Below are 26,519 nucleotides of genomic sequence, written 5' to 3' on the forward strand. Positions count from 1 at the left end.
AACTACTGATATTATCACCGATAAAACGAACACCTTCGCCTTTGATGAGATAATGAAGTTCAATCTCGGGGTGATAATGCCATACAGTACCAAAACTCGGTAGAACATCGTGCCGTATACTAAAGGCGTTGTCTAGTGGTTTGGGTACATGGTGATATTTTGCTTTCATGGATGCGCTCGTTAATGGTCTCACTAATTTAATAAAAAGTTGCATTGGAAAGGGAAACTATGTCAATATGTTGGACTTTTTGGAAAAATTATGCAGCAAAACGCGTTTTTATCCTTTGCATATTTGTAGTACCGAATATAAATCAAACGACAATGGAAGATAAAACAGCTTACTTGGTATGTAGCGGCGATTTAAGACCTTCAGCAAATATTAGCTGCTGGCCTGCGCAACAAGCTATGGAGGAAAAATTAACGTATGCTTTCGATCGGCAGGGATGGAAGATAGTACGTGCACATGGTGTAGATCCCAACAAAGGGCACGGCTTTATTGACTATCAGCGTTATGGTATTGAGGTTTTTAAGAATATTAATCCTGATGTTCCGTTAATTCTTGCGGAGAGCGTATGGCAATACAGTCACCATGTGCTTGCCGGATTACTTAGTCATCGCGGGCCTATATTACTAGTCGCTAATTGGGACGGAACATACCCTGGTTTAGTCGGCGCGTTAAACTTGGCGGGCTCAATGACCAAAGCTGGTATTGAATATAGCTTTCTATGGAGCGTAGACTTTGAAGATGATTTCTTTAGAAAGGGTCTTCACGAATGGTTGACAACGGGTCATGTTACGCATGATCACTCTCACGTTCGAAATTTCTTAAGGGAAGAAATGTCCGTTGAGGAAGCTAAAGTAGTGTCCGATTTTGTGCATAATATCGCCAGAAACAAGGTTGTAATGGGTGTGTTTGATGAAGGCTGTATGGGAATGTTTAACGCCATTTTTCCAGACCATTTACTTCATCCATTATTCTTTTTTAAGGAACGTCTAAGTCAGTCTACCTTATATGCAAAAATGCTAACGGTTTCTACCGAGGAGGCCGAACAAGTTCTGCAGTGGCTACTCGACCAGGGAATGAAATTCCAATGGGGCGAGAAGGAGGATACAACGCTTACTCGAAGACAGACGTTAGAGCAGTGCAAGATGTATATTGCGGTACTTCGCCTGGCGGATGAATTCGGCTGCAATACTATAGGCATTCAATACCAACAAGGATTAAAAGAGTTGGTCCCAGCCAGTGACCTAGTGGAAGGCTTGTTGAATAATACACAGCGCCCACCGGTATTTGACGAACAGGGAAAAGAACTTTACGCAGGTCAAGCTTTACCACATTTCAACGAAGTGGATGAATGTGCAGGTGTAGATGGATATATTACATACCATCTGTGGAAACAGCTCGGGTTGCAGGGAGATAACACCTTACATGATTTACGGTATGGCGAAGACTATATCGTTGACGGTGTCAAAGAGTTCGTTTGGGTATTTCTAATTTCGGGTGCGGCGCCGGCGTCACATTTTATAGACGGCTACAAGGGCGCTGATAGCTTACGACAGCCGCCAATGTTTTTTCGACAGGGTGGCGGGACCCTTCGGGGTGTGAGTAAACCCGGAAAGATCGTGTGGAGTCGGATATACATTCAGGACGATCAGGTCCACTGTGATTTAGGGACAGGAAAAGTGGTAGAGCTGCCAAGAGCGGAAACCGAGCGAAGATGGCAAATGACCAATCCGGAATGGCCGGTTATGCACGGCGTATTGGATGGCGTTTCTCGCGATCAGATGATGGCTCAACATAAAGCAAATCACATACAGGTCGTGTATGTTGAAGATACATTTGATATTCAATCTGCTTTACGAATCAAAGCGGGCGTGATGTCTGACTTGGGAATCAATGTACACATATGTGGTGAACAAACTGGAAAAGGACGATGAATAAGCTGGTTATAGGAATGGATTTTGGGACCGATTCTGTTCGGGGGCTAGTGGTCGATCCAATAGAAAATGTGGTGCTGGCCAAGAGCGTCGTGCCTTTTAAACGGTGGGCGGAAGGTCTGTACTGTGAGCCGGATAAGGATCAATATCGGCAACATCCTCGAGACTATGTGGAGGCAATTGATGATTTATTAACAGAACTTTTAGTTGATATTGCTGTTGAAGACAGGTCTCGTATAGTGGCTATTGGAACCAATACAACGGGATCCAGTCCTGTAGCAATCGGGAAAGATTGCGTCCCTTTGTCGCTGCAGGAATCATTTCAGGATGATCCGGACGCTATGTTTATACTTTGGAAAGACCATACTTCTGTTGGCGAAGCCGATCGTATAAACGAATTTTCAAAAAAATGGCGAATCAATTTTACAAAATATTGCGGAGAATCATATTCCTCAGAGTGGTTCTGGGCGAAAATATGGCACGTAAACAATCGGAATCGACGTGTTCTTCATGAGGCCTATACCTGGGTGGAACAGTCCGACTGGATTCCGATGTATTTGGCTGGAGTTAATAGTGTGGAGCAGATTAAACGAAACCGTTGTGCGGCGGGGCACAAGGCTATGTGGAACCAGGAACACGGAGGATTGCCCTCGCAGGAATTTCTCTGTTCGCTGGATCCGACATTTTATCATTTAGTTAACAAGATGTATCATGAAACCTATACCTCGGATAAGGTAATGGGACGGATATCGTCATATTTCGTGCAACGGTTCGGTTTGTCCGATGATGTGCTGGTTACCGTGGGAGGAATCGACGCACATCATGGTGCTGTAGGCGCAGGAATTACACCTTACACGTTGGTAAAGGTGATTGGAACGTCAACCTGCGATATGTTGGTACTGCCAAAAGAAAATCAACCACCGTTGGTTAAAGGAATCTGCGGGCAGGTTGATGGCTCCATATTACCTGAAATGATAGGCTATGAAGCAGGGCAATCTGCATTTGGGGATATTTACCGGTGGTTCAGGAATATGATCGTCGATGCTGTGTTAGATGCCAGCCCCTCTATTTCGGAAAGCCAACGGGAGGAGCTGGAAAACAATTTGTTAGTGCACTTATCAGCCAAAGCGGCGAAGCTTCCTGTGTCGGAGGATGATCTTGTTTTTACCGATTATCATAACGGAAGGCGTACGCCAGACGTTGATTTCAGTACCAGGGGAGCAGCCTATGGTTTTAGTCTAGCTACCACGGCAGCCCATATGTTTAAGGCATTGGTCGAGGCAACTGCGTTTGGTTCTCGCGCAATATTAGAGCGTTTTAAAGAGAACGATATTTCTATACAGTCTATAGTTGCTACAGGTGGAATTACTTCTAAATCGTCTTTCGTATTACAGGTACTGGCTGACGTATTACAAGATGAGATTCACATCGTAGACAGCGATCAAACATGCGCGCTGGGAGCAGTGATATTTGCCGCTGTAGCTGCAGGGATATTCCCAGATGTTCTGACGGCGCAACAGCATATTAGCGCTAAGATTAGCCACAGGGTTAAACCTCGTGAAGGATACTTGGATGTATATAATCTGTTATATTTAAAATATCGTAACCTAACTTGTGTAAAACCTTAAATGATGACGAACTTACCCATAATTGATTTAGTAATTATTTTAGCTTATTTGGTAGGAATGGTCTTGGTCGGTGTTTATTTTTCGCGGCGTAATACGTCGGCAGATGAATATACAACGGCTGCCGGGCGCATTCCAGGCTGGGCGATAGGTGTTTCTATATACGCAACCTTTTTAAGTTCAAACACCTTCCTTGGGGTACCGGGGAAAGCGTATGGGGGGGATTGGAACGCTTTTGTGTTTAGTTTGTCAATGCCCTTTGCGGCCTGGATTGCTATAAAGTATTTTGTGCCTTTTTACCGGAGTACAGGTGAAGTGTCGGCTTATACTAATCTGGAAAGGCGGTTTGGAACATGGGCGAGGACTTACGCCGTGGTCTGCTTTCTTTTGACTCAATTGGCCAGGATAGGTTCTATTTTCTTCGGTATTTCACTCACGCTACAGGCTCTGACGGGCTATGGTATGGAAGTCATCATGATTGTGATGGGTATATGTATTGTTATTTATACCGTAATGGGTGGGATAGAGGCTGTTATCTGGACTGAGGTGGTTCAAGGAGTGCTTAAAACATTGGGTGCTATAATCATAATATTTCTAGTTGTTCGAGAAATTCCAGGGGGAATTCCGGAGATTATTACAAAAGCTAGCGAACATAACAAATTTAGCTTGGGAACTTTCAATCTGGATTTCGTTAACTCTAGTTTTTGGGTGGTATTGCTATATGGCTTTTTTATAAACCTCAATAATTTCGGTATGGACCAAAATTATGTCCAACGTTACCACGCTGCAACTTCAGCTAAAGAAGCAAACAAGTCAGTATGGCTCTGTGTCTGGATCTATGTCCCCGTTTCCCTTTTGTTCTTTTTTATCGGGACTTGTCTTTTTGTGTATTATCAAGGGCATCCCGAAATTATAGAGAGTCTGAAAATTCAGGCCGCAGCGGAAAGATTGGGTTTATCGGAATCGAATCCGCAGGTTGTTAGCCTAGCAAGCAAAATGACAACGGCTGATTACGGGGATAAGGTAATGCCAAATTTTATGGTGAACATGATACCGACAGGCCTTTTAGGATTGATTGTTTCAGCAATATTATCCGCTGCAATGAGTACTATCAGTTCTGGAATGAATGCGTCTGCCACGGTATTTACGGTGGATATCTATGAGCGTTATATCAATCCAAAAATAACGGCTAAAAATAGTTTAAAGGTGCTTTACAGTTCAACCGTGTTAGTTGGTATTCTGGGGATGTGTTGCGGCATTGCAATGATCGGCGTGGGAAGCCTGTTGGATATCTGGTGGACCTTGTCGGGAATTTTTGCCGGTGGTATGTTGGGATTGTTTCTACTGGGAATTATATCTAAAAAAGTAACAAACAACGCTGCAGTTCTGGGTGTGATTATAGGGGTGTTTGTCATCTTGTGGATGTCTCTTTCGTCGTTAATACCCGCAGATCTAGCTTATCTCAAATATCCGCTACATGCTAACATGATTATTGTGATAGGAACGTTGACCATTTGCTTGGTTGGTCTAGCGGCAACGCAATTTAGAACGTATAAAACAAAAAAAACTAATTAAATTTAAAATTATAAAATGAAAAACAACAAGAAATTTATTCCAGTGATGCTCATGCCTTTCAGAGAGGATAAATCTATTGATTATGTGGCATTGGACAGTTTGGTTGATTTCTATTTGGAAAGTGGAGCAGGAGGACTTTTTGCAAATTGTTTATCGAGTGAAATGTTCGATTTATCTATTGAGGAGATGCTGCAATCTGTCACGCATATTGTTAAAAGAGTGAATGGTCGGGTTCCGATTGTGGCAACGGGGTCATTTGGCGTGACTTTAGCGGAACAGGCATCGGCTGTACAAAAGATTTATAGCACCGGGGTGTCCGCCGTTATACTGATTACCGGTTTACTTGCAAAGGAGTCGGAAAGCGAAGAAGTTTTCAGAACGAACGTGTTGGAATTGTTAGCTTTGACAGGAGATGTCCCGGTCGGATTTTATGAATGTCCAGTACCGTATAAACGTGTTATTTCTGCGGAGATGCTCGGCGAATTTGTGAAAACAGGTCGCGTCAAGTATCATAAAGATACCTGTTTAGATATTGAGCTCGTGAGTGCTAAAATAGCTGCCACAAGTGATGAACCATCCTTTGGCCTATATGACGCGTATATGGCACATGCTACAGAGTCTCTGAAAGCAGGCTCTGCTGGGCTTTCTTGTATTCAGGGGAATTATTTCCCAGAGCTCGTGGTTTGGCTATGCAACCATTATGACGACGCGCAGTTGTCTTCGAAGATTACCACAGTACAATCGTTCTTTCAAAAGAACATGGATGTGATGCATGCGACGTACCCTGCGAGTGCCAAATATATTTTGCAACAACGGGGGTTAAAAATCGGCTCGACCTGTAGAAACGGAAGTGTTGTGCCGGATCAAACTGCTTTCGCAGAGCTGAATATTTTGCTTGAGCAGGCGGAAAATCTTATTGCGGAATTGTCTTAAAACAATCCCAAAAGATCATAAGTCCTAGTATTAACAGTTGACAAGTTATAAATCCAGAGCTATGAACCTGAAGATCTTAATTTATTGTATGTGTATTTGTATACCTGTAAAGTTATTCTCTCAGGACGTACCTGGCAGCGTGGTGACATATGAAGCGGCCACGAGTAAGAAATATATAGGATCTCCTAGCCTAGCAATTTTGCCCAATGGTGATTATGTGGCTTCGCACGATTTCTTTGGTCCGGGAAGTTCAGAGTGGCAACAAGCGATAACTCGAGTTTTCGTTTCAACGGACAAGGGAAAAAAATGGAAGCTGGTGAGTACCCTCGAGGGGGCTTTTTGGAGTTCGCTGTTTGTGCATAGAGAAGAACTGTATCTATTGGGGCCTGATAGACATCATGGAACGGTCATGATCCGTAAATCAAAAGATGGTGGCGAGACCTGGACACAGCCTACCAATAAAGACAATGGTGTTATCCTCACTGGAGAATTTCATTGTGCTCCTATGCCGGTTGTGGAATATAATGGTCGGTTGTGGCGTCCTATGGAAACCGCTCATGGACCTATTTTGCAATGGGGAAAGAGGTATGGTGCCATGGTAATGAGCGCTGATATTAACGCAAATTTGTTAAAATCGGACTCTTGGCAGGTATCTAGCTCTTTACCTTATGATTCGACCTATTTGAGCGGTAAGTTTGGAGGGTGGCTTGAAGGTAATTTTGTGGTCGATCGAGATCAGCGAATGTGGGATATCTTGCGTGTGGACGATAAGTCGTCGCTGGACGAAAAGGTGGCTTTTGTTGAAATATCGGCCGATGGGAAAAATATGAGTTTTGATAAGGACGCAGGGTTTGTGGATTTTGATGGAGGTAGTAAGAAGTTTGTTATTAAGTATGATAAGACATCGGATTATTACTATTCGTTGGTGAATTCGATTCCTGAGAAATATAGGTTAAAGCACCCTAAAAGAAATCCAGCTTCTTTCCGAAATGTCTTGACACTTCGAAGATCTAAGGATCTAAGACAGTGGGAAGATGTTAAGGTTATCCTGGAGCATGAAGATGTTCTGAACCATGGGTTTCAATATGTCGACTGGTTATTTGAAGGGAATGATATTATTGTCCTATCTCGCACCGCATACTTCGATGGAACTGCTAACGCTCATAATAACCATGATGCAAACTTTTTGACCTTTCATCGAATAGCCGATTTCCGCACGTTAAACAAATAATAATGGCTTTTGCTAGCCAACATAGATTCTCGTTTAGAACACCGCTTAGTGTTGGATGTTCGATTTTATTTTATCTCGTAAGTTGTATGAATAGTAAAACTAATACGTTAAGTGAAGAAACAGTAGTGACATTAACAACCTCCGCGCAGGGACATACTCTGCATCATAACGGTGTTTTTTCGAAAGACGGACGCTGGGTTGTCTTTGACGGACGTAACGACGAGACCAAGATTGGCGAAACCTCGTTAATAGGAATGGTCAACGTGGAAACAGGTGAGGAGCGCGTTTTATATGAAACTTCTAACCCATCGATATATGGTCCGGGTGTAGGCGCCGCCTCATTTAACCCCGTAACGGATCGGGTGGTATTTATCCATGGTCTTTGCGATGCAGACGAATCAAAACCGTATGCTATGACAAGAAGAACCGGTGTGGCGGTTGACCCCGTGAGACCGCAAGAGCCAATTTTTTTAGATGCAAGAGACGTCTCCGTCCCTTATACTGCGGGATCATTGCGTGGAGGCACCCATGGCCATTGTTGGAGCGCCGATGGGCAGATGCTTAGTTATACATATAACGATGAAATGGTGGAACCGGATTTGCGAACGGTCGGGGTGATGCTTCCAAGCAATTCTGTCGTCCGAGTCGGTGCTGGAGAAGGAAATAACGACGGACACATGTATGCTGCTATAATCGCCGAGGTAATGGCTCATCCTGAACCTGGGAGCGATGAAATTAATAAAGCATTTGACGAATGCTGGATTGGAAAAAATGGTTATGTTAACGCTTACGGGGACCGTGTTCCTTACGCAATCGCTTTTCAAGGAAATACGCTCGATGAGGAAGGAAACGTGGTTACCGAAATATTTGTTGTTGATATTGATGCCGGTAAAATAGCAGATGATACCAAGGCGATAGGTAAAGAAGGCGAGCGTCCTCAGGTTCCTACCGGCGTGAAGCCACGTAGATTAACAAAGGGGAAAGGTTTTTCGGATTTGCGATACTGGTTACGCTCTAGTTCGGATGGGAAATATATTTATGCGCTGGCCAAAGATGTGAATCAACGCAATCAAATTGTTCAATGCGATGTTTTAACAGGAGAAGTGACGTTCGTCACTGCTTATAGAATTTCGATTAATTCTCCCTTTAATTTGAATCCGGATGGTACGAAATTCATTTTTGTCGCGGAGAATGATGTGATTATGTACGATCGCGTGAAGAATGAATATCTAAAACTCACTGCCAACGGACCGGATAGTCTAAAGATTGTTGGTACACCATCTTTTTCACCGACAGATGGTTATGTGGTCTTCACTCAATATGTCGAGCATACGAATGGAGGTCAGTATCTTCAGGTGCACAAGCAATCTCTAGATTTAGCATCGAACACCGTTTTTTAGTAATAGAAAACCAATGGGAAAACAACATGATTTATCGCAAAATTCACGTTGTTTTTCCTTAATTATTCCGTCCACGAGGAATGTAGAATACAATCACAGAAATTTTTTCGCTAAAAATTCAGAATCATGAAAGCACAATAATTCAGTTATTATTAACTGTTATGTCTTTGAAAGACTTCAAATGAATTTCTCTCCACCCAATTGTGCTAACTTACCATTCCTAATTTGCCATATAAATGAGAATTTTGCATCGAACTTAAAAAGAGGACAACCCACTTTTTAAATTCCGTTCGTCCACGTAATAATTTCCCTGCGGTAGTTATTTCGAAATCTTCCACCATGAGTAGATCGATCAGATCAGTATTATATGGTGAACTCCATACGTTATCTTAACCATTTGCGATTATAATCCAAGACGATAATGAACACTTGCCATGCCCGATACTGGATTTTGAAGAAATGTTTGGTTTTTCTAGCGTTCTGCCGCCACCATGGTCGTAAAAGTAGTATAGCATTTCTTTTCTTATGGCAAGCCATATAATTTATTATTGTTCTAACTTGCTTATCATTAATAGCTGCCTAGGCGTAGCAAGTTGACAACTATTTTAGTTCAACTAAAATTATATTACTAAATAAATTTAAATAAAATGACAAAGCAAGTTTTTATCAATTTAGCAGTAAAAGACCTTCAAAAATCAATGGATTTTTATACGGCATTAGGTTTTAGTAACAACCCTCAGTTCTCGGATGATACCGGGAAGTGTATGGTTTGGAGTGAAAATATTTTTGTAATGCTTTTGACACACGAAAAGTTTGCAAGCTTTGCTACCAAACCGATAGCGGACACTAAAGGTAGCCTTGCGGGACTGTTTGCATTGTCGTTCGATAATATTGATGAAGTTAATAGTACTGTGGAGAGTGGTCTGAAGGCGGGAGGAATTGAACCAGTCGAAATGAAAGACTATGGTTTTATGCAGCAACGAACGATTGAAGACTATGATGGACATACTTGGGAGATTTTCTGTATGGATATGTCAAAAGTTCCTGCTGAGTAGTCACAATATGAGAATTGGGTAAAGTAAACAATGTGAATGAGCCTTCTGATATAATAAATCTATGTAAGGAGTTTTTTACGTTCAACGCCCGATAACATGAACAGCAATGAAAAAAAATGAAAAATTGAAAATGCACAATGTCGGCATTGTAGTTGAATCCCTCGATGCAGTGATTCCTTTTTTTATAGAGATTGGGCTTAAATTAGAAGGAAGAGCCATTGTTGAAGGTGAATGGGCAGGCCGTGTCACAGGTTTGGGCACTCAACGTGTAGAAATAGCGATGATGGTTACACCAGATGGGCATAGTAGGATAGAACTATCACAGTTTCTCTCCCCTTCTATAAGCTCCGACCATAGAGATGCGCCTGTGAACGCGCTAGGGTATTTGCGTGTTATGTTTACTGTTGAAGACATCGATGAGCTATTAACAAGATTAGATAAATATGGAGCTCAGGTGGTTGGCGAAATCGTTCGGTATGAAGATTCGTACCGGCTTTGTTATGTCCGGGGAGCAGAAGGCATTCTAATTGGATTGGCAGAAGAGCTTGAATAAGAAATAGTGTATTTTGAGTTTAAAAATTGGCATAGGTTGATAAGTAGATACTGTGCCTTTTTTTTTCATTCAAGATAATGACGTTTCGATGTTTTTGCGTATACTAGTTTTTGTGAAAATACTATTGTGTGTTCCGCAGGGGATGCCTATTCAAAAATGAGTGTAACTATGAACTATACGTTTAAACAGGCGAAAATTTCTGATCTGAACGCGATTTGGAAAATTCTTCAGCAGGCTATCATCCGCAGAAAAGAGGAAGGTAGTAGCCAGTGGCAAGATGGTTACCCCAATCCCGATGTTATTGAAAAAGATATCGAGCGTGGCGCTGGGTTTGTGCTGATGGATCAAGATGTTATTGTCGGTTACGTTGCGATACACGTAAATGATGAACCGGCTTATGAAAATATTGAAGGCCAGTGGTTAACTGACGGGGACTTTGTCGTCTTTCATCGCGTAGCTCTTTCACAAGACTATGTTGGAAAGGGCTTAGCACGGAGAATAATGGGCTTCGTGGAGGACTATGCGGTCAAAAACGCGATCAATAGCGTTAAAGCAGATACGAATTTTGACAATATAGCGATGATGAAAACCTTCGAAAAATTAGGATACCTCTACTGTGGTGAGGTGTATTTCAGAGGGAGTCCAAGGCGGGCATATGAAAAAATATTGACGTAAGTACTCTCTTTTTTATCCGGCTTGTCCGAACATGTACATAGCGGCGATCACTATAACTATAATGAAAAGCCATTGAATAGTGGTTTTAATTGTTGGAAGTGAGTCAGATCTCATCATTTTGTTTCCAAGGGGTAAAAAAGCTATGCAAAGTCCGCTTGTAGCAATAATTGATGTGAATGTAGCCCCTTTTAACACACCGAGCATCAATATGGACATTAAACCCAGCGCAATCGATCCTACCAGATTTAGGGTTCGTGAGCGATAAGCCCCAATGGCTAAAATGATCCATCCGAACATTATGGCGGCGGATAACGTTGAAACGATATGGAATGCACCATATGAATCACCGACAGCTTTAGTAGCGGACGCAACATTTTGAACCTTTGTTAATTGGAATGCTAAATGATTTATTCCATAATGGAACGTTCGAGCAAATAGTCCGAGCATGACAAAAGTCCCACCCCAAAGTGCCCATGCTGGCTGACTCTTACCAATTAAATTGGACAAGGCGACAATGGCTGGCCACAGTAAGATATTTCCTGCCAAAAAAAGACTGTACGATGCTGTCAATCGCGTGGGATGATCGATAAACGCCTGTAATTGTTCTGGATAAAAAAACTCGAATTCAATACGTAATATTTCGGATAATAACAGCAATAGGGGTGCTATTAACATGGATATTCCACTGATCCAACGTCCGGGAAACCAAAAGCTAACAGGCTCTGGTGATTCGAGTTTTAACGGCATGATTTACTGTGTTTATTTTGGTTTATTAAAATAAAGATAGCTAATTATGTATTAATTGGCTACCTTAAATTCAAGATATAATTTATCAATAACGCATAGATTAGTGACGATTTAGGAAAAAGGTGAGTGTTGATTCAGTTAATTTAATGAAGAATTTCCGGCGGATGGTAGGTCATAGTAATAACCATTTGCTGTCAAAGTTAATTACAAAATGGACGCCACATTTGATAAGATAGATGTAACACCAAACGTAGTATTAAAATGGAAACTAAACCGAAGAAAGTAAATGACCACCTCGCAAATGAACGCACCTTTTTAGCCTGGATACGGACCAGTATAGCTATAATGGGATTTGGGTTTATCGTTTTTAAATTTTCGCTTTTCGTTAGGCAAATTTCATTGATGATTGGGGAACATACGTCGCTGCCTCCCACGGGATATTCCTCAGCCATCGGTATTGTGCTAGTGATCTTGGGCATGATGGTCACGCTGTTGGCCTTTTTCACTTATCTAAAGACAAAAAAGCAAATAGAAACTGAAGAGTACGATGGCGACAGCACCTCGGTGTTGATCATTACCGTTTTCATCGTTTTAATCAGTGTCGTTTTGATCGGTTATCTTCTAAAAAGCGTATAGTATATCGGCTGCTGCTACTAAAATAAAATTATTGGCTGTGAAGTTTTTTTAATGAAGTATACGAAATGTATGCTTCTTGATTGTAACAGTTTTCTATCATTGTAATCTAGTCGAAACGACTTTCTTTTTTTTTCGTATTTTGGGTATGTTTATAAATCTAGTGTGCCCCAATGTACTCGTATGACCAAAAAAGCAAGACAAAGGTTTGACGGTGAAATGTTCTTTATAGCGTCAAAAGAACCAGATAGTTACTTTGATCTTGTTTTTCACTACTATATCACCGATATAGGATATTTTCCCCGTGCTCGAAACCACTTTCGCAGTCGCAGCAGGGGTTGTGACCAGCATATTTGGATTCACTGTGTGGATGGGCAGGGAACCGTATGGCTAGGAGATACGGAATATAAATTGTGTCGGAACGAATATATCGTTATCCCTATAAATATGCCACACGCCTACCAAGCGGATCCAAATGATCCATGGACGATTTATTGGATGCACTTCAAGGGTCTACAGGCAGATTATATTGTGCCAGATTTGGCGAAACTTGTAGAGCGTACCCAAAATAAAGTCGAATTTACGGAAGAAATGCGATTATTGTTTGAAAAAATGTACCAGGCAATGCAACAGAGTGATGGCTTGGAAACTTACAAAGCAATCGAGGTTATCCTTCCTTATTTTTTTAGCTTCTATCTCTATCGGCAATTTTGGAAAGAGGTCACTTTTTCCGAAGATGACCATGTCGTGGGTGGAACAATTGCGTATCTTCAAAAAAATTTGGAAGGGAAAGTCACGTTGCGGGATTTGGCCTATCGATGCCATCTATCAGTTTCGCATTTCTCTAAACTATTCAAAAGTAAAACGGGTTATTCACCGATTGACTACGCCAATCATATTAAAATTCAAAAAGCGTGTTATTTGTTGCGGTATTCGTCTAGACGGATTAGTGACATAGCCGTCGGATTAGGGTTCACCGACCCATTCTATTTCTCACGGGTGTTTAAAGATCAAATGGGGATGTCACCGACCGAATTTCGGTCGAAAGATATTAGCGATGCAGAATGATCAAACCGATTATTAGTTTGATTGTGGCCGTTAATTTTGTTTATAACCGATAAATAGGAATCGCTAGCGACTCCTATTTATCGGTTATAAACGCCGCGTAGGCTAATAGCAAGTCTTTTTTAAATAGCGGCCTGCCAGACTCGGCGACGCCATTAGTATCGACAAAAAGAAATCATTCACATTCTCGGGGTATTTTCGTTTATGCATAGAGGGAGGCTACACTTTTTTCAGCGTATCCAGCGCTTGCAGTCATACCTTTACCACCGATACCCGTTCGAATGTGAATGCGAGCATCTATATCGTGTTCCACTATATGATGTTTATGCTGCGAGTAGAATCCCGACCAAGTTGTTGCGATTGAATGGCTAGGCAAAGAAAGAATGCGATTGGCTTCTGCTAACATCAATTCGTTTATGAACTGTTGTGACGTAAATCCCAATTCTTCAAAACGATTTGCAGGCGCGTACTCGTGGGAATCACCGATGATGATACTGCCATCCAGTGCCTGTTTAAATAATATATGAATTCCCCATTGTTTTAGTTCGCCGTAATGAGTAGGAGTAGGGATATTGTGGAAAGAGGGACAATATGCCTCAAAGCTCTCGTATCTTCGTATCGTTAACCCGGTTAAGATATTTCCCGGTAAGTTAATTTCCTTCAACGGTATGGTACGGAGCATTTGTAGCTTGCTGATCTCCAGATCGCTATCATTAAATAATTCTCGAAAAAGTATCTTAAACTCGTAGCCGTTACAGATAATTGCCTTTTCCCCCTCGAAGACTTGTTTGTCTGTGGCTGTAACCTTAACGCCTTGCGAAGGCGATTCGCACTCCAGAACAGTGGTATTGTAATGGAGGGTATAGCGCTCAAATTTTTGTTTAAGATAAATGTGCAGTCGATGAATCATCGTCTCCGGTTCCACACTAAGTTCCTGTTTAAATACAATCGATTCCCGTACATAATCGCTTTTTAAATGCGGAAACGCAGATAAAATCTGTTTTTTACCCCACATCTCATGCGAGTATCCTTTCGTGTTATAGTGCGCTGCTAGTTCGTGGATGATCTTAACTTCATCGTCATCGGAGGCGATATAAAAGCTGCCATTGTTCCGTACCGAAATATCGAATTCGGACTGGATAGTATTGTAAATTTCTAATCCGCGTGCGCCATAATCAAACCAATCTCCAGCCATTCCGGAAGGAACAACCTGTCCGAAATTTCGAACGGTTGACCCTGTTGGAAAACAGTCTTTTTCCAACTGTAATACGCTCAAACCTTTCTTTAAAGCATGATAAGCATGGAACGTTCCTAATATTCCACCACCAACAATTATCAGATCATATTTTTTTGTGTGCATGTGTTCGTATGTGTTTTTTATAAAGATGTTTTAATTGAGCATTGTCTATCAGCCATTGCATTGTCAGTCGACCATTGCATTGTATCTGCTAAAGTAGCACGTTTCTTTTTCCAAGTAAAATAATAATAGGACAGTGCGCAGAGTATAGCGCCGATAAAAGATGTCCAGAATACCATTTGGATGAAGTAATCTCCCCAGCTTACCGAATCCGGCAATAGTTCTTTGTTAACTAGGACCATAAAACTTCCTAAATAACCGATAGAGTCTGCGATGTACATGACAAAGCCTATATTACCACGAATCTGAAAAGTCGCGATCATCCGTTCGAAAAAGATTGCATTATACGGAATGTATGCCATATAGAGTCCTAATCCTACCAAAAGCATCCAATTCGTTCCTTCAAGCTTTCCTTGATGGAAGAGGTAGGTCGAAAAACCCGCGATAAGAAAACCTACCATTATTTTCAGATGAATGATTTTAAATGCCTTTTGATTGTCTTTTACAAGGATAAGCAAACCCATACAGATCAAAACGACAACGGAAATTATTCCGTCTACTTTTGCGTAGATGCTAGGCCCGCTGAGGTTTAGCTTTTCCCAGATTTCAATTTCAAAGTTGTCACGAATATCGCGAACGATAGTCAGTAGGGTATAGATTGTTACTGTCAGGACGATGCCGGGAAAAAATTGTTTCAACAGCCTTCTGCGCATTAGTTTGTTCATTGGGACGCGTTCTGTCCGTAATGATTTATCCTCAGAGGTTGGAGGCGGAATTTTTTCCAATATGGCTACGCAAGCGATAAATGGTAAAAAAAATAGAAGACCGGTGCAAAAAGGCATCCAGTATTCGTTTACAGGAAACGAATCCATCAACCAACGACCGACTGTCTTCACTAATCCGGAGGCGAAAATCAGGCTTACAGCCATAACCGCTCCCATGAATTCTGTATATTTTCGGCCTTCTAGGTAGCTAAATACCAATCCCCATATCATGCCTAAAGGAAAGCCATTTATGAGAAGAAAGAAAGCGTTCCAAGGGTGTGGGCAAACAGCGAAGCCGAATAAACCAAGCCAAGAAATAAGAATGAGTGTAACGAGGGATTTGCCGCGTTTGGATTTTTTGATTTCAGCGATGAACCGGATACCATAAAATTTACTCACCATATAGCCTAACATTTGTATGATCACCAAACCGATTTTATAGTCCATGCCGAACAGAATCTGATCATCGAATGGTGCAGCAGTAAATGATTTTCGAAAGGCGTACATACTTGTATAACACATAAACGCCGCAAGAGCCGTTACCAGTACGATCACTTTTTCGCTCCTTTTTGACGCTTTGCTAGTTAAGTTCTTTATATATGGCATAGCTACTTATTGATTCGGGCTCTCACGAGCCACCAATCAAAAGTATAAATTCCATATTACCTATTTACTAAACAAATGTTAAGTATTTGTAAACACACTACCATTATCTTTTGGTTTTGGCTACCTAAAGGTAAACGCAACTACTTAAGGAGCAAGTAGGGGCAAAATCTCTAGTAAATTGTTAGCAATAAATTCGGGCTCTGCCGCTTTTAATTGTTCTCTTGTGTGTGCACCAGTGGTTACACCAATACTTAGGCTACATCCCGCATTTTTACCTTCTTGAATATCAATCGTGGAGTCACCTATTTTTGCAACCTGTGCACCGGACTTGATCCCAAATTGATGCATAGCATGCAAGATCATGTCGGGGTGGGGCCGATTGTTTGGTACATCATCGGCGGTTACCAGTCCATCAATCGTGGTGCCGATTGTCCATCCTAATTTAGCTATTAAAGCCTCTGCGGTGGCACGGTTGTAGCCGGTGTTCAATACCACACGTATTCCTCGCTGTCTTAGATCGGAAAAAAAGTCTTCGGCATTCGGCTGGGCACTGATGTTTGCCGTCCGGTAGGTTTGGTCTAATGAGCCGAGGAAATCTTCAAAAATTGTATCTATTAGATTTTGGGGAGCAGGTTCACCATATGCTGCAATGATCGATTCGATAGCCTGCCTCTTTTCCTTCCCCGCACCTTGCGCCAAAACTTCCTCCAAGCTAAAGTTGTATCCCGCTTTGTTTATTACGTTCTGAAGTGTCTTGTAAACCAGATTGTCCTCTTCAATTGTTGTTCCGGCCATATCACAGACCACCATCTCAATGGTAAATTTGTTTTTTAAGGTTTCCATAAATGAATGCATAAACGCTAAACTTGTCTCGCAAAAATAGACATTAGTTTAGTAATTATAAAACAATGTTCTTTATATTTTTTAAAAAGTGATTTTAAATTCATTTTAAATTACTTTTTAAAAAATATTTGTTTATTTTAGCTAAACATTAAGTAGGCTGTGCAACAGGAACAATGGCGCTAGATCGCAGGGTTTCAGGTAGAGATTTAAAAGACAAATAACAAGAAAATACAGTTTTTTAATCAAATAGTGCATGTAGCTGGGCCGCCTACTGCTTAACTTTGTATAGTAGACCTGCTAGCTGAGATATTTTTAGACCATTATCAAACTATGAAAAGAAAAATATTGGTAATTGTCGTGCTAAGTGTTGTCATCGTTGTTCTAAGTCTATTTCTATTTAGAAAAAGTGAACCGGTAGACTTTAGCGCAGACGTCAAGCCCATCTTAAATAAACATTGTATTACATGCCATGGTGGCGTGAAAAAGAATGGCGGATTTAGTCTTCTTTTTGAAGATGAAGCTTTCGCGAAAACCGAGTCGGGTAAGCCTGCTATTGTGCGAGGTGTTGCAGACCACAGTGAATTTATCCGTAGGTTGACATCGGAAGATCCAGAATTACGGATGCCTTATAATGCACCTATGCTAACCGACTCTGAAATCGAGATCCTGAAGCGTTGGGTCAATGAAGGAGCGAAATGGGGCGAGCATTGGGCGTATACTTTACCGACTGATGTTCAAGTTCCAAAACCATTCTCCTTTTCTCGGTTTTTCGGATTGACTGAGGGAGATTTAAGGAGTGATATTGACTATTTTGTGCAAGATAAACTAACGGAAAAAGGATTATCCTTTTCGGCTGAGGCCGATAAGGAAACATTGTTACGTCGAGTTTATCTCGATCTGCTCGGAGTGCCTCCAACTCTAGCCGATGTGCGTTCTTTTTTAAACGATGATCGGGATGATGCTTATGAACGCCGCGTCGATAGCTTGTTATTGCAACCTCAATACGGTGAAAAATGGGCATCGTGGTGGTTGGATATGGCGCGCTATGCAGATACAAAGGGCTATGAAAAAGATGGATCTCGCCAGATTTGGGCTTATCGAGATTGGGTGATTAAAGCGTTTAACAACGACATGCCTTTCGATCAATTCACGATCGAACAATTGGCCGGCGATCTACTTCCAGATCCCACTAAAGATCAGTTGATTGCAACAGCGTTTCATCGAAATACAATGAACAACGATGAAGGTGGGACAGATAGTGAAGAATTTCGCGTGGCAGCAGTTTTAGACCGGGTTAACACTACTTATCAGGTTTGGTTAAGCACGACCTTTGAATGTGTGCAGTGTCACAGCCACACGTATGATCCATTTAAATTCGAGGAATACTATCAATCAGTAGCTTTCTTTAATAATACGCGCGACGAAGACACGCAGGGTGATCATCCTAAACTGCGGTTTTACACCGCTCAAGATGAGCTGCGCATCGACAGTATTAAACATTGGCTCGCCAGTCGCGGGGGGGCAGGCTTGGTAAAATCAGCCGATCTCTTTTTGCACACCTTGGAGCCAAAGATTCATGCACATTATAGCGACCGGTTGGTAAACGGAGCGTTATACGATACGAAATGGTTAGGAGTACGGAATGGTGGGAGTGCCCGGTTGCGCGCCGTAAACTTGTCTGATAAAAAACAATTTTACATGAACTTTTGGACTGGTTCAAGTGGAGGGGAGCTGGAAATACGGAAGGATAAAATTGATGGTGAATTATTGGCCGCTATAGCTATACCGGCGACCAGCGGCCGACAGGTCATGGTCTCGACTTTAGCCGAGCAGTCGGGCGTACATGATTTATACCTTGTTTTTAACAACTCATCCATTCCTGCTGACCAACCGGTTTGCATGATTGAGTGGTTTGCATTCCGAGAAGGATTTGCTATACCTAGCGAAGACCCGATCAAAGAGAAGATACAAAACGAATTTCTGCAGCTTGTCAATTCCCAGCCACAGACTGTTCCTATTATGATTGAAAATCCAAAAGAGATGCATCGGAAGACCTTCGTGTTTGAACGTGGAAATAGGTTGACACCAGGTGTTGAAGTTCAGCCGATGGTGCCGGAATCTCTGAACGACTTTCCAGAGAATGCACAAAAAAATCGGCTGGGATTTGCGCAGTGGATTGTCAGTAAAGACAACCCTCTGACGGCACGTACATTGGTAAACCGTGTATGGGCACAATTATTTGGTCGTGGATTGGTAGAACCTTTAGGTGATATGGGAACCCAAAGCACCCCGCCAATTCACAAGGAATTATTGGACTATCTGTCTCTTAAGATGATGGACGAGAACTGGAGTATAAAGAGCCTGATACGTGAAATCGTTGCATCGTCCACCTACAGGCAGTCGTCTAGCTTAAATAACCAGGACGCTGGCAAAGATCCGGAGAATTTTTATTTGGCACGCGGTCCGCGATTTCGCTTATCGGCGGAACAGATTCGAGATCAGGCACTGACGGTTAGCGGATTGTTAAGCAAAAAGATGTACGGCCCGAGTGTGATGCCTTATCAACCCGATGGCGTGTGGATGACCGTATATAGCGGCGAATCTTGGGCAACAAGTACGGGTGAAGATCAGTATAGACGCGGGGTGTATACATTTCTTAAACGTACAAGCCCCTATCCGTCGTTCATCTCGTTTGATGCTTCCAGTCGTGAAGTTTGTTTGGTCGATCGTATACGGACAAACACGCCGTTACAGGCGTTGACCACGTTGAACGACCCGGTCTACTTGGAAGCGGCTAAAAATTTGGCGGGTATGATGGAAAAAGACGGAAAAGGCGACGTAGAATCCTGTATAAAGGTAGGATATAGAAGAATTATGTTAAAGGAACCAATTCCGGAAAAAACAGTGGCATTACAAAAGCTGTATGTCGAGGCATTTGACAATTTCTCGAAGAAACCGGCTGAAGCGGCAAAGTTCATGGGTGTGGATCCGAGAACATTCAAAGGAGAAGAATTAGCGTCGAAGGCTGCCTTTATGGTTGTCGCTAATGCATTATTGAACTTAGATGAGTTTTTAACGAAATCGTAACCTCATGAAAGATTTAAATAAATTGATAAAAGAGGTACAGCAGCAACAACTGCAGGCTGTCACCAGACGCCATTTCTTGAAAGAGTGTGTAGCTGGGATAGGAGGGATCGCATTGGGCGGTTTACTAGCTAATTGCGCAGGGGGTATGAAAGGAGGAGATGGCGCGTTTGATTTAAACGCTTTAAATCCTCTCGTCCCTAAGTCACCACATTTTCCAGGTAAGGCAAAGAGCGTAATCTATTTACACATGGCTGGGGCCCCTTCTCAACTCGAACTATTTGATTACAAACCGGCCTTGCACAAATTGCATAATCAACCATGCCCGCAGTCGCTTTTAGAGGGGAAGAAATTTGCGTTTATACGCGGTGTTCCTAAGATGTTGGGTCCTCAAGCTACCTTTGCACAATATGGCCAAAGCGGTGCCTGGGTTTCCGATCATCTACCACATTTTAGTAAAGTTGTAGATGAGGTGAGCTTTTTAAAGGCGGTGCATACTGACCAGTTTAATCATGGACCTGCACAGCTTTTTATGCAGACAGGAAGCGCCCGGTTAGGACGGCCCAGCATCGGCGCATGGGTAACCTATGGTCTAGGTTCTGAGAACAGTAATCTACCTGGATTTGTCGTGCTCACATCAGGGGGAAAAACCCCGGACGCGGGTAAAAGTGTTTGGGGAAGCGGATTTCTTCCGTCGGTCTATCAAGGGGTACAGTGCCGGTCCAAAGGAGATCCAGTTCTGTATATTGCAGACCCAGAAGGAATGAGCCGTGATCTGAAAAGAAATGCTATTGATGCTATTAATAATGTCAACAAAGAAGAGTACAATACGTTTAAAGATCCTGAAACATTATCGCGAATTGCCCAGTATGAAATGGCGTATAAAATGCAAGTTGCTGTTCCTGAAGTGATGGATATCTCTAAAGAACCAGAGTATATTCATGAATTATATGGTACTCAACCGGGCAAAGAGTCTTTTGCAAACAATTGCTTGCTTGCGCGGAAGTTGGTCGAACAAGGGGTTCGTTTTGTTCAGCTTTTTGATTGGGGCTGGGATAGCCACGGTACGAATCCTGCAGACTCTATTGATCTTGGATTCCGGAACAAGTGTCGAGAAATAGACCGGCCGATGTCAGCCTTGATTATGGATTTAAAGCAACGTGGCTTGTTAGAAGAAACGTTGGTTGTATGGGGGGGAGAATTCGGTCGTACGCCGATGCAAGAGAACCGAGATAATAGCGATATGCCTTTTTTGGGACGCGATCACCACACCGATGCATACACGATATGGATGGCTGGAGGCGGAATTCGAAATGGCATTAGCTATGGAGAGACTGATGAAATAGGCTTTAGTGGCATCAGTGGACGTACATCAGTGCATGATGTCCATGCCACCATGCTCCACCTTCTTGGTTTTGACCATGAAAAATTTACCTATGAATTCCAAGGACGTCCTTTTCGTTTAACCGATGTAGAAGGTAGTCTTATCCAAGCAATTGTTTAATGATTATTTAATGAAATATATCTATTTGTTACTGTGTTGTGTTTTGGCCCATACAACACTTTTAAATGCACAAACGACCAAAACAGAGCCAATCAAATATTATTGTACCAATTGGGGCATGCAGGGATCTTGGGATGACTTTTGTTCAAAAGTGAAAAAAGTGGGATATGATGGAGTAGAAACTTGGCTGCCGGCGACCACTAATGAACAGAATGATATGACAGCGGCATTAAAAAAGTATGGATTGTCCTTGGGACTCCTCGCCGGGGGAAATGGTGCTGATTTTAAGCAGTACCTCCAGAGTTTTTCCTCGAATCTGGAAGCCGCTGCAAGTTTTTCGCCCGATTATATTAACTGTCACACGGGCAAAGATTATTATACGTTCGAAGAAAATAAACAGTTAATAGACATCGGTGAGCGTGTCAGCGAGCTTCATCGTATTCCCGTGTATCATGAAACACATCGAGGGCGTTTCAGCTTCGCCGCGCACGTCACAAAAAGCTACTTGGAAAAAATTCCGTACCTGACATTGGCTCTGGATATCTCACATTGGTGTAACGTCCATGAATCGCTGCTCGCAGACCAAAAAGAGACGGTAGGACTTGCTTTGAACCGCACCGGACATATCCATGCGCGGATAGGACATGCTGAGGGGCCTCAGGTAAATGACCCGGCAGCACCGGAGTGGAAGAACACCGTTGAGCAACATCTGGTTTGGTGGGATGAAGTCGTTCGCCGTTTTAAGTCGCAGGACCGCCAACTAACTATCACCACAGAATTCGGTCCTGCTGGTTATTTGCCTACGCTGCCTTATACACAACAACCTGTAGCAGACCAGTGGACGATTAACGTTTACATGTTAAACCTTTTAAAATCCCGCTATAACGACCAATGATGTTTTTAGAAGAGTTATCAACGTTTATCGGGCGATGGCATCCGTTGCTGGTACATTTACCTATTGGGATGTTGGTTTTGGCTTTTGCAATGGCAATAGTTGATCGGTTTGGTAGGAAGCAGCTCTATCCTAATGCGATTCGTTTTTCGCTACTGTTAGGAGCTGTTGCGGCGATAGTAGCCGCAATTACCGGTTACTTGTTATCTCGTAACGGTGGGTATCAGACCGAGGTTCTTCAGTTTCATCAATGGCTAGGGGTTGGGGTCGCTGTAGTAAGTGTTGGTGCTTTTTTGTTGTATTTAGATCGACCAACCTCCTCCAAGTGGGTGCATATACTCCGACAACAACGATTTATGTTCATACTGACAGCCGTTGCACTTTTAGCATTCACAGGGCATTTTGGTGGGACCTTAACCCACGGCGAAGGGTATATGAAAGATGCGCTGCCCACTGCGATAAAAAGCACGTTGGGGATCGCTCCGGAAAAAGAAGAGTTGTTAACTTTGACAAACGCGCAGGAGGCCGTGGTTTACAAAGAAATCGTACAACCCATTCTTAAGCAGCGTTGTCAGAGCTGTCATGGAGAAAAGAAACGTGAGGGTGGACTAGCACTACATAATCCAGAAAGTCTGCTTCAGGGAGGAGAGGGAGGCTTTGTTTTGGTAAATGGAGATACTGCGAAAAGCGAGTTGTACAGCCGTTTGGTATTACCTCCAGGGCATGAAAAACGAATGCCACCAAAAGGACGCACCCCAATTACGTCGGATCAGATAAAACTAATCTCCTGGTGGATCGGATCGGGAGCCGATTTCGAAAAGAAAGCCAAGGAGATTAAACAGCCAAAGGAAATTTTGGCCATTCTGACGAAATTGGAAAGCGGGCAACAAGAAGAAGCGTCTTTATATGCAAGTCTACCAGCGGCGCCGACATTACCTGAAGAAAAGATCCAAGCTTGGCAAGCGAAGGGTATTAAGGTGATGCCAATAGCTGCGGATAACAATATGGTCGTGATCAGTGCTGTAAATTATCCACAGTTCAATGATAAAGATTTAGAAGATCTCTTACAAATAAAGGATAACGTCGTTCAACTTAAGATAGGGCATACAGCTATAACAGACGAAGGAATGAAAACAGCTGCGCAGTTTCCTATTTTGCACCGTTTACATCTCGAATATACGTCAGTAACGGATGAGGGACTATCTTATTTACATAGCTTAGCCCACTTAAGCTACATTAATCTTGTGGGAACAAAAGTTACCACGAGCGCTTCGACTCATCTGGAAAAAATTCCTCAGTTAAAACATGTCTACGCATTTAAAACGGAGTTGCGAGAAGCTAACGGAGGCGGCGAAAAGTTTAAAACGTTCGTGGATACCGGTAATTATGTTTTACCAATTTTAGCCACTGACACAATTATGTATTAAATGTATTTGATCGATCCAATTTTTGGTGCACTTTAATCACGAAGAATATCCGTTTCTCCATCGTGTTTTTAACGTAGTCTTACGTTTTATTAGCGACTCTCATTGCGCAGAAACCGTATGATCTGCGTAAAACAAAGACTTTCGCTCTCAACAATACTTGGTAGCGCTTTTTTCGTTTGTTGTGGAATTTTGTGGTTCTAATGTGTATTTTTATCGGAAAGAAAGATACTGACTTAGTTGTTCAGATTATATTTGATTGAGATAGGTGGGCAGTCGGGAAATGTAAAGTCAATTGGGTTTCGTAGCAGTACAATTTCCACAGCAGACGGGGCGGATTTGATAATGCCAAATGGCGATCTGTTAAATTCTCATGTGATTAATTGGACATTAGGTGGATACCGGAAAAGATTATATCTACGATTGGATATTCAATACGGCACTGATTTAAAGAGAATGAAAGAGCTGCTATTGCAAATTGTTGAGGAAAACGACCAGATTTTAGGTTCGCCAATTCCAGTGGTACAATTTGCAGAAGTTACAGCACAAGCGGTGTCGGTCGACCTGTATTTTTGGGTACGGACGTTGAAAGACACGGGACAGGTAAAGAGCGATGTTGTTTATGGAATTCATGAGGTTTTTCAGCGAGAAAATATACCTTTCTCTATACCGATGCAAAAAGTTTGCGTGGATAGTGAAACAAAGCCGGATATACCCGGTAGCACATCAAGCGAGTAAATAAAAACATGATACAAATTATGAAAAGGACTGTGCGAAATATCAGCCTATGGATACTGGTGGTCTTTCTGTTAACCGGATGCATCAAAGAAGCGCCATTAAATCCCGAAGCGGATATTGAAACATTTGTGGTGGATCGGAGCGATTTGACCGGTAATGTATTTATCGACCAGATCAACAGAACCATTACGCTTAATTTGACAACGGATGCGTTCGATAATGGCGTTACGCCAACGTTGTCCTTATCTACAGGAGCTACGGTGAAGCCAGAGTCAGGTACCTTAATTACTTTCGATGGCGATGACGTTGTCTATGAGGTTATATCTGCATCCGGCGAAAATAAAAAGCAATATACTGTAAAAATAGTCAATGTGGGTAAATGGGATTTTAACTTTGAAACCTGGTTAGCTCATGCATCGGATAAGTATGAATATCCCGTCGAAGATGGCAATGTGCAGCTATGGTCTTCGGGAAATCCCGGTGTAGCATTATCCGGTGTGCCCAAGCGTCGGGACGCCTATCCTACGCGTGCTGGAGAAGGCTATGAAGGTACGGTTGGAGCGGAGCTAGTCACTATAAAAGGCACATTTTTGTCAGAGTTGATAGGTATTCGCCTTTTTGCAGGTTCGTTTTTTCTCGGGGTCTTCGATCCTTCGCAGGCTCTTTTGAATCCATTAGCTGCCACTGAATTTGGACAGCCGTATGTTGGGTTGCCAGACCGATTCACAGGATACTATAAATACGCCGCGGGTCCGAAATTTATCAATAGCGAAGGGCAGGTGCAGGAAGGGGTCAAGGATAAATGTGATATTTATGCTGTTTTATTTAATGGGCCCGACCGCTTGAATGCGACCAACATACTGACATCCGATAAGGTTATTGCTCGCGCCCAACTACCGGACGGAAGCGACCGTGCAGATTTTACGAAATTTGACATCCCTTTTGTTTATGACCAAGAGGCGGTTATAAGTGACAATTTGATGATGGCCATTGTCGCGTCTTCTAGTAAAGAAGGCAATCTGTATAAAGGAGCAATTGGATCAAAATTAATTGTTGATAGTTTACAAATTGTTCCGAAGTTATGAGAGATTTTTTAATTCAAGTTTTGATATTAGCCAGCGTTTTAGTTGATTCGACCTCCTTGTTTGGGCAGTCATCAAACAGCGGCTTTAGATGGCAAAACATACAGCATGAAGTTTCAGTAGGCTATAATATTGGTGCTACAGCCCCTTTCTCTCTTCCGAATACTATCCGAGAAATCAATAGCTATTCTCCGCTTTTTACGCCATCGATCGGTTACGGCGTAAGCTATGCGTTAAATGAGAAATGGCGTGTCGGGACAGGGGTGCGTTTTGAAAGTAAGGGAATGCGCGTGAAGGATAGTGTCCAATATTTCCATACGATAATAACGGTCAACAATGGTGAGGGTGAGGATGGAGGTTCCTTTGAAGGCGATTTCACAGGGACAAATGAAACAAAATCGCAACAGACTTACGTTACTATGCCGTTATTCGCGGAATATCGCCTGGACAAGTGGAGTATCAAAACTGGCGCGTATGTGTCTCGACTGCTGTCATCAACATTTGAAGGTTCCGTTTCGGATGGCTATATACGAAATGGTAACTCCTTAGGTGAAAAAGTATTTATCGATAGAGCGACATTTGATTTCGCGGATCAGGTTCGAAAGTGGGACTGGGGCGTATTACTGGGCGGATCCCGCATTGTTGATAAGCATTGGAAAGTCACTGCTTTGGGGCAATTGGGATTGCAACCGCTGTTCCCGAGTGACTTCCGTGGAGTAGGCTACAAGCTCCGTCATATGTACATTAATGTCGGGGGAGCCTATCGGTTTTAATGTCCTCACCTTACGATACGAA

The 26,519-nt window shown here is 42.4% G+C and carries 22 protein-coding genes; 18 read left to right on the forward strand and 4 right to left on the reverse strand.

The features are described 5' to 3' along the window. The first annotated feature begins 321 nt into the window (after positions 1-321). The 9 genes from HP439_RS01130 (at position 322) to HP439_RS01170 (ending at position 10,985) form a co-directional block, all read left to right on the forward strand. Positions 322-1,938 carry a fucose isomerase gene (locus HP439_RS01130; protein WP_172388507.1) on the forward strand — a complete coding sequence of 539 codons (1,617 nt, stop codon included), beginning with the start codon at positions 322-324 and terminating at the stop codon, positions 1,936-1,938. Further along, positions 1,935-3,566: a ribulokinase gene (locus tag HP439_RS01135; RefSeq protein WP_172388508.1), complete on the forward strand. Its 1,632-nt coding sequence runs from the start codon at positions 1,935-1,937 to the stop codon at positions 3,564-3,566. Before HP439_RS01130 ends, HP439_RS01135 begins: the two co-directional genes overlap by 4 nt. Beyond that, complete coding sequence (locus HP439_RS01140) at positions 3,567-5,138, forward strand: sodium:solute symporter family protein (RefSeq protein WP_246229150.1); 1,572 nt, start codon at positions 3,567-3,569, stop codon at positions 5,136-5,138. A gap of 15 nt (positions 5,139-5,153) precedes the next feature. Further along, the gene (locus HP439_RS01145; protein ID WP_172388509.1) at positions 5,154-6,071 is read left to right on the forward strand and encodes a dihydrodipicolinate synthase family protein; all 918 of its coding nucleotides are present in this window, start codon (positions 5,154-5,156) and stop codon (positions 6,069-6,071) included. Positions 6,072-6,132: 61 nt separating this feature from the next. Continuing rightward, positions 6,133-7,302 (forward strand): sialidase family protein, encoded by a 1,170-nt coding sequence (locus HP439_RS01150; RefSeq protein WP_172388510.1) that lies wholly within the window; start codon positions 6,133-6,135, stop codon positions 7,300-7,302. Between the two features lie 86 nt (positions 7,303-7,388). Continuing rightward, positions 7,389-8,702 (forward strand): DUF3748 domain-containing protein, encoded by a 1,314-nt coding sequence (locus HP439_RS01155; RefSeq protein ID WP_172388511.1) that lies wholly within the window; start codon positions 7,389-7,391, stop codon positions 8,700-8,702. A 647-nt stretch (positions 8,703-9,349) separates the two neighbouring features. Further along, positions 9,350-9,757, forward strand: a complete 408-nt coding sequence (locus tag HP439_RS01160) for a VOC family protein (RefSeq protein ID WP_172388512.1) — start codon at positions 9,350-9,352, stop codon at positions 9,755-9,757. Between the two features lie 130 nt (positions 9,758-9,887). Then, positions 9,888-10,310 (forward strand): VOC family protein, encoded by a 423-nt coding sequence (locus HP439_RS01165; protein WP_246229157.1) that lies wholly within the window; start codon positions 9,888-9,890, stop codon positions 10,308-10,310. A gap of 168 nt (positions 10,311-10,478) precedes the next feature. Then, positions 10,479-10,985, forward strand: coding sequence for a GNAT family N-acetyltransferase (locus tag HP439_RS01170; RefSeq protein ID WP_172388514.1), 507 nt, complete (start codon positions 10,479-10,481; stop codon positions 10,983-10,985). A gap of 12 nt (positions 10,986-10,997) precedes the next feature. Here the strand turns inward: HP439_RS01170 and HP439_RS01175 are convergent, their stop codons facing one another. Then, the gene (locus tag HP439_RS01175; RefSeq protein ID WP_216657724.1) at positions 10,998-11,732 is read right to left on the reverse strand and encodes a hypothetical protein; all 735 of its coding nucleotides are present in this window, start codon (positions 11,730-11,732) and stop codon (positions 10,998-11,000) included. 261 nt (positions 11,733-11,993) lie between these two features. Between HP439_RS01175 and HP439_RS01180 the strand changes: the two genes are divergently transcribed. Both HP439_RS01180 and HP439_RS01185 read left to right on the forward strand, forming a co-directional pair. Next, a complete protein-coding gene (locus HP439_RS01180; RefSeq protein WP_172388515.1) occupies positions 11,994-12,368 on the forward strand; it encodes a YidH family protein in 375 nt (124 codons plus the stop codon). A gap of 180 nt (positions 12,369-12,548) precedes the next feature. Continuing rightward, positions 12,549-13,433, forward strand: a complete 885-nt coding sequence (locus HP439_RS01185; RefSeq protein ID WP_172388516.1) for an AraC family transcriptional regulator — start codon at positions 12,549-12,551, stop codon at positions 13,431-13,433. 199 nt (positions 13,434-13,632) lie between these two features. Here the strand turns inward: HP439_RS01185 and HP439_RS01190 are convergent, their stop codons facing one another. The 3 genes from HP439_RS01190 to HP439_RS01200 all read right to left on the reverse strand — a co-directional run bounded on the left by HP439_RS01190 (position 13,633) and on the right by HP439_RS01200 (position 17,000). Continuing rightward, positions 13,633-14,790, reverse strand: coding sequence for a TIGR03364 family FAD-dependent oxidoreductase (locus HP439_RS01190; RefSeq protein WP_172388517.1), 1,158 nt, complete (start codon positions 14,788-14,790; stop codon positions 13,633-13,635). 17 nt (positions 14,791-14,807) lie between these two features. Continuing rightward, positions 14,808-16,157, reverse strand: a complete 1,350-nt coding sequence (locus HP439_RS01195) for a DUF5690 family protein (protein WP_216657725.1) — start codon at positions 16,155-16,157, stop codon at positions 14,808-14,810. A gap of 144 nt (positions 16,158-16,301) precedes the next feature. Then, the gene (locus HP439_RS01200) at positions 16,302-17,000 is read right to left on the reverse strand and encodes a phosphonatase-like hydrolase (protein ID WP_216657726.1); all 699 of its coding nucleotides are present in this window, start codon (positions 16,998-17,000) and stop codon (positions 16,302-16,304) included. 330 nt (positions 17,001-17,330) lie between these two features. On the opposite strand from HP439_RS01200, the gene HP439_RS01205 reads away from it, so the two are divergent. The 7 genes from HP439_RS01205 (at position 17,331) to HP439_RS01235 (ending at position 26,497) form a co-directional block, all read left to right on the forward strand. Further along, the gene (locus tag HP439_RS01205) at positions 17,331-20,087 is read left to right on the forward strand and encodes a DUF1553 domain-containing protein (RefSeq protein WP_172388518.1); all 2,757 of its coding nucleotides are present in this window, start codon (positions 17,331-17,333) and stop codon (positions 20,085-20,087) included. Positions 20,088-20,091: 4 nt separating this feature from the next. Continuing rightward, positions 20,092-21,588: a DUF1501 domain-containing protein gene (locus tag HP439_RS01210; protein WP_172388519.1), complete on the forward strand. Its 1,497-nt coding sequence runs from the start codon at positions 20,092-20,094 to the stop codon at positions 21,586-21,588. A 10-nt stretch (positions 21,589-21,598) separates the two neighbouring features. Continuing rightward, entirely contained in the window at positions 21,599-22,483 is an 885-nt protein-coding gene (locus HP439_RS01215) for a sugar phosphate isomerase/epimerase family protein (protein ID WP_172388520.1), read from the forward strand. Continuing rightward, a complete protein-coding gene (locus tag HP439_RS01220; protein ID WP_172388521.1) occupies positions 22,480-23,907 on the forward strand; it encodes a c-type cytochrome domain-containing protein in 1,428 nt (475 codons plus the stop codon). The genes HP439_RS01215 and HP439_RS01220 overlap by 4 nt, the downstream gene beginning before the upstream one ends. A 237-nt stretch (positions 23,908-24,144) precedes the next feature. Continuing rightward, positions 24,145-24,642, forward strand: coding sequence for a mechanosensitive ion channel family protein (locus HP439_RS01225; protein WP_172388522.1), 498 nt, complete (start codon positions 24,145-24,147; stop codon positions 24,640-24,642). Between the two features lie 20 nt (positions 24,643-24,662). Then, positions 24,663-25,727 (forward strand): PCMD domain-containing protein, encoded by a 1,065-nt coding sequence (locus tag HP439_RS01230; RefSeq protein WP_172388523.1) that lies wholly within the window; start codon positions 24,663-24,665, stop codon positions 25,725-25,727. Beyond that, positions 25,724-26,497, forward strand: a complete 774-nt coding sequence (locus tag HP439_RS01235; RefSeq protein WP_172388524.1) for a porin family protein — start codon at positions 25,724-25,726, stop codon at positions 26,495-26,497. Before HP439_RS01230 ends, HP439_RS01235 begins: the two co-directional genes overlap by 4 nt. Positions 26,498-26,519 lie beyond the last annotated feature (22 nt).

Source organism: Sphingobacterium shayense, from assembly GCF_013179575.1.
Lineage (GTDB): Bacteria > Bacteroidota > Bacteroidia > Sphingobacteriales > Sphingobacteriaceae > Sphingobacterium > Sphingobacterium shayense.

Excerpts from the sequence above, each read along its gene's own strand:
- HP439_RS01130 (WP_172388507.1), top strand. The coding sequence starts at position 322 with ATGGAAGATAAAACAGCTTACTTGGTATGTAGCGGCGATTTAAGACCT.
- HP439_RS01135 (WP_172388508.1), top strand. The coding sequence starts at position 1,935 with ATGAATAAGCTGGTTATAGGAATGGATTTTGGGACCGATTCTGTTCGG.
- HP439_RS01140 (WP_246229150.1), top strand. The coding sequence starts at position 3,567 with ATGATGACGAACTTACCCATAATTGATTTAGTAATTATTTTAGCTTAT.
- HP439_RS01145 (WP_172388509.1), top strand. The coding sequence starts at position 5,154 with ATGAAAAACAACAAGAAATTTATTCCAGTGATGCTCATGCCTTTCAGA.
- HP439_RS01150 (WP_172388510.1), top strand. The coding sequence starts at position 6,133 with ATGAACCTGAAGATCTTAATTTATTGTATGTGTATTTGTATACCTGTA.
- HP439_RS01155 (WP_172388511.1), top strand. The coding sequence starts at position 7,389 with ATGAATAGTAAAACTAATACGTTAAGTGAAGAAACAGTAGTGACATTA.
- HP439_RS01160 (WP_172388512.1), top strand. The coding sequence starts at position 9,350 with ATGACAAAGCAAGTTTTTATCAATTTAGCAGTAAAAGACCTTCAAAAA.
- HP439_RS01165 (WP_246229157.1), top strand. The coding sequence starts at position 9,888 with ATGCACAATGTCGGCATTGTAGTTGAATCCCTCGATGCAGTGATTCCT.
- HP439_RS01170 (WP_172388514.1), top strand. The coding sequence starts at position 10,479 with ATGAACTATACGTTTAAACAGGCGAAAATTTCTGATCTGAACGCGATT.
- HP439_RS01175 (WP_216657724.1), bottom strand. The coding sequence starts at position 11,732 with ATGCCGTTAAAACTCGAATCACCAGAGCCTGTTAGCTTTTGGTTTCCC.
- HP439_RS01180 (WP_172388515.1), top strand. The coding sequence starts at position 11,994 with ATGGAAACTAAACCGAAGAAAGTAAATGACCACCTCGCAAATGAACGC.
- HP439_RS01185 (WP_172388516.1), top strand. The coding sequence starts at position 12,549 with ATGACCAAAAAAGCAAGACAAAGGTTTGACGGTGAAATGTTCTTTATA.
- HP439_RS01190 (WP_172388517.1), bottom strand. The coding sequence starts at position 14,790 with ATGCACACAAAAAAATATGATCTGATAATTGTTGGTGGTGGAATATTA.
- HP439_RS01195 (WP_216657725.1), bottom strand. The coding sequence starts at position 16,157 with ATGCCATATATAAAGAACTTAACTAGCAAAGCGTCAAAAAGGAGCGAA.
- HP439_RS01200 (WP_216657726.1), bottom strand. The coding sequence starts at position 17,000 with ATGGAAACCTTAAAAAACAAATTTACCATTGAGATGGTGGTCTGTGAT.
- HP439_RS01205 (WP_172388518.1), top strand. The coding sequence starts at position 17,331 with ATGAAAAGAAAAATATTGGTAATTGTCGTGCTAAGTGTTGTCATCGTT.
- HP439_RS01210 (WP_172388519.1), top strand. The coding sequence starts at position 20,092 with ATGAAAGATTTAAATAAATTGATAAAAGAGGTACAGCAGCAACAACTG.
- HP439_RS01215 (WP_172388520.1), top strand. The coding sequence starts at position 21,599 with ATGAAATATATCTATTTGTTACTGTGTTGTGTTTTGGCCCATACAACA.
- HP439_RS01220 (WP_172388521.1), top strand. The coding sequence starts at position 22,480 with ATGATGTTTTTAGAAGAGTTATCAACGTTTATCGGGCGATGGCATCCG.
- HP439_RS01230 (WP_172388523.1), top strand. The coding sequence starts at position 24,663 with ATGAAAAGGACTGTGCGAAATATCAGCCTATGGATACTGGTGGTCTTT.
- HP439_RS01235 (WP_172388524.1), top strand. The coding sequence starts at position 25,724 with ATGAGAGATTTTTTAATTCAAGTTTTGATATTAGCCAGCGTTTTAGTT.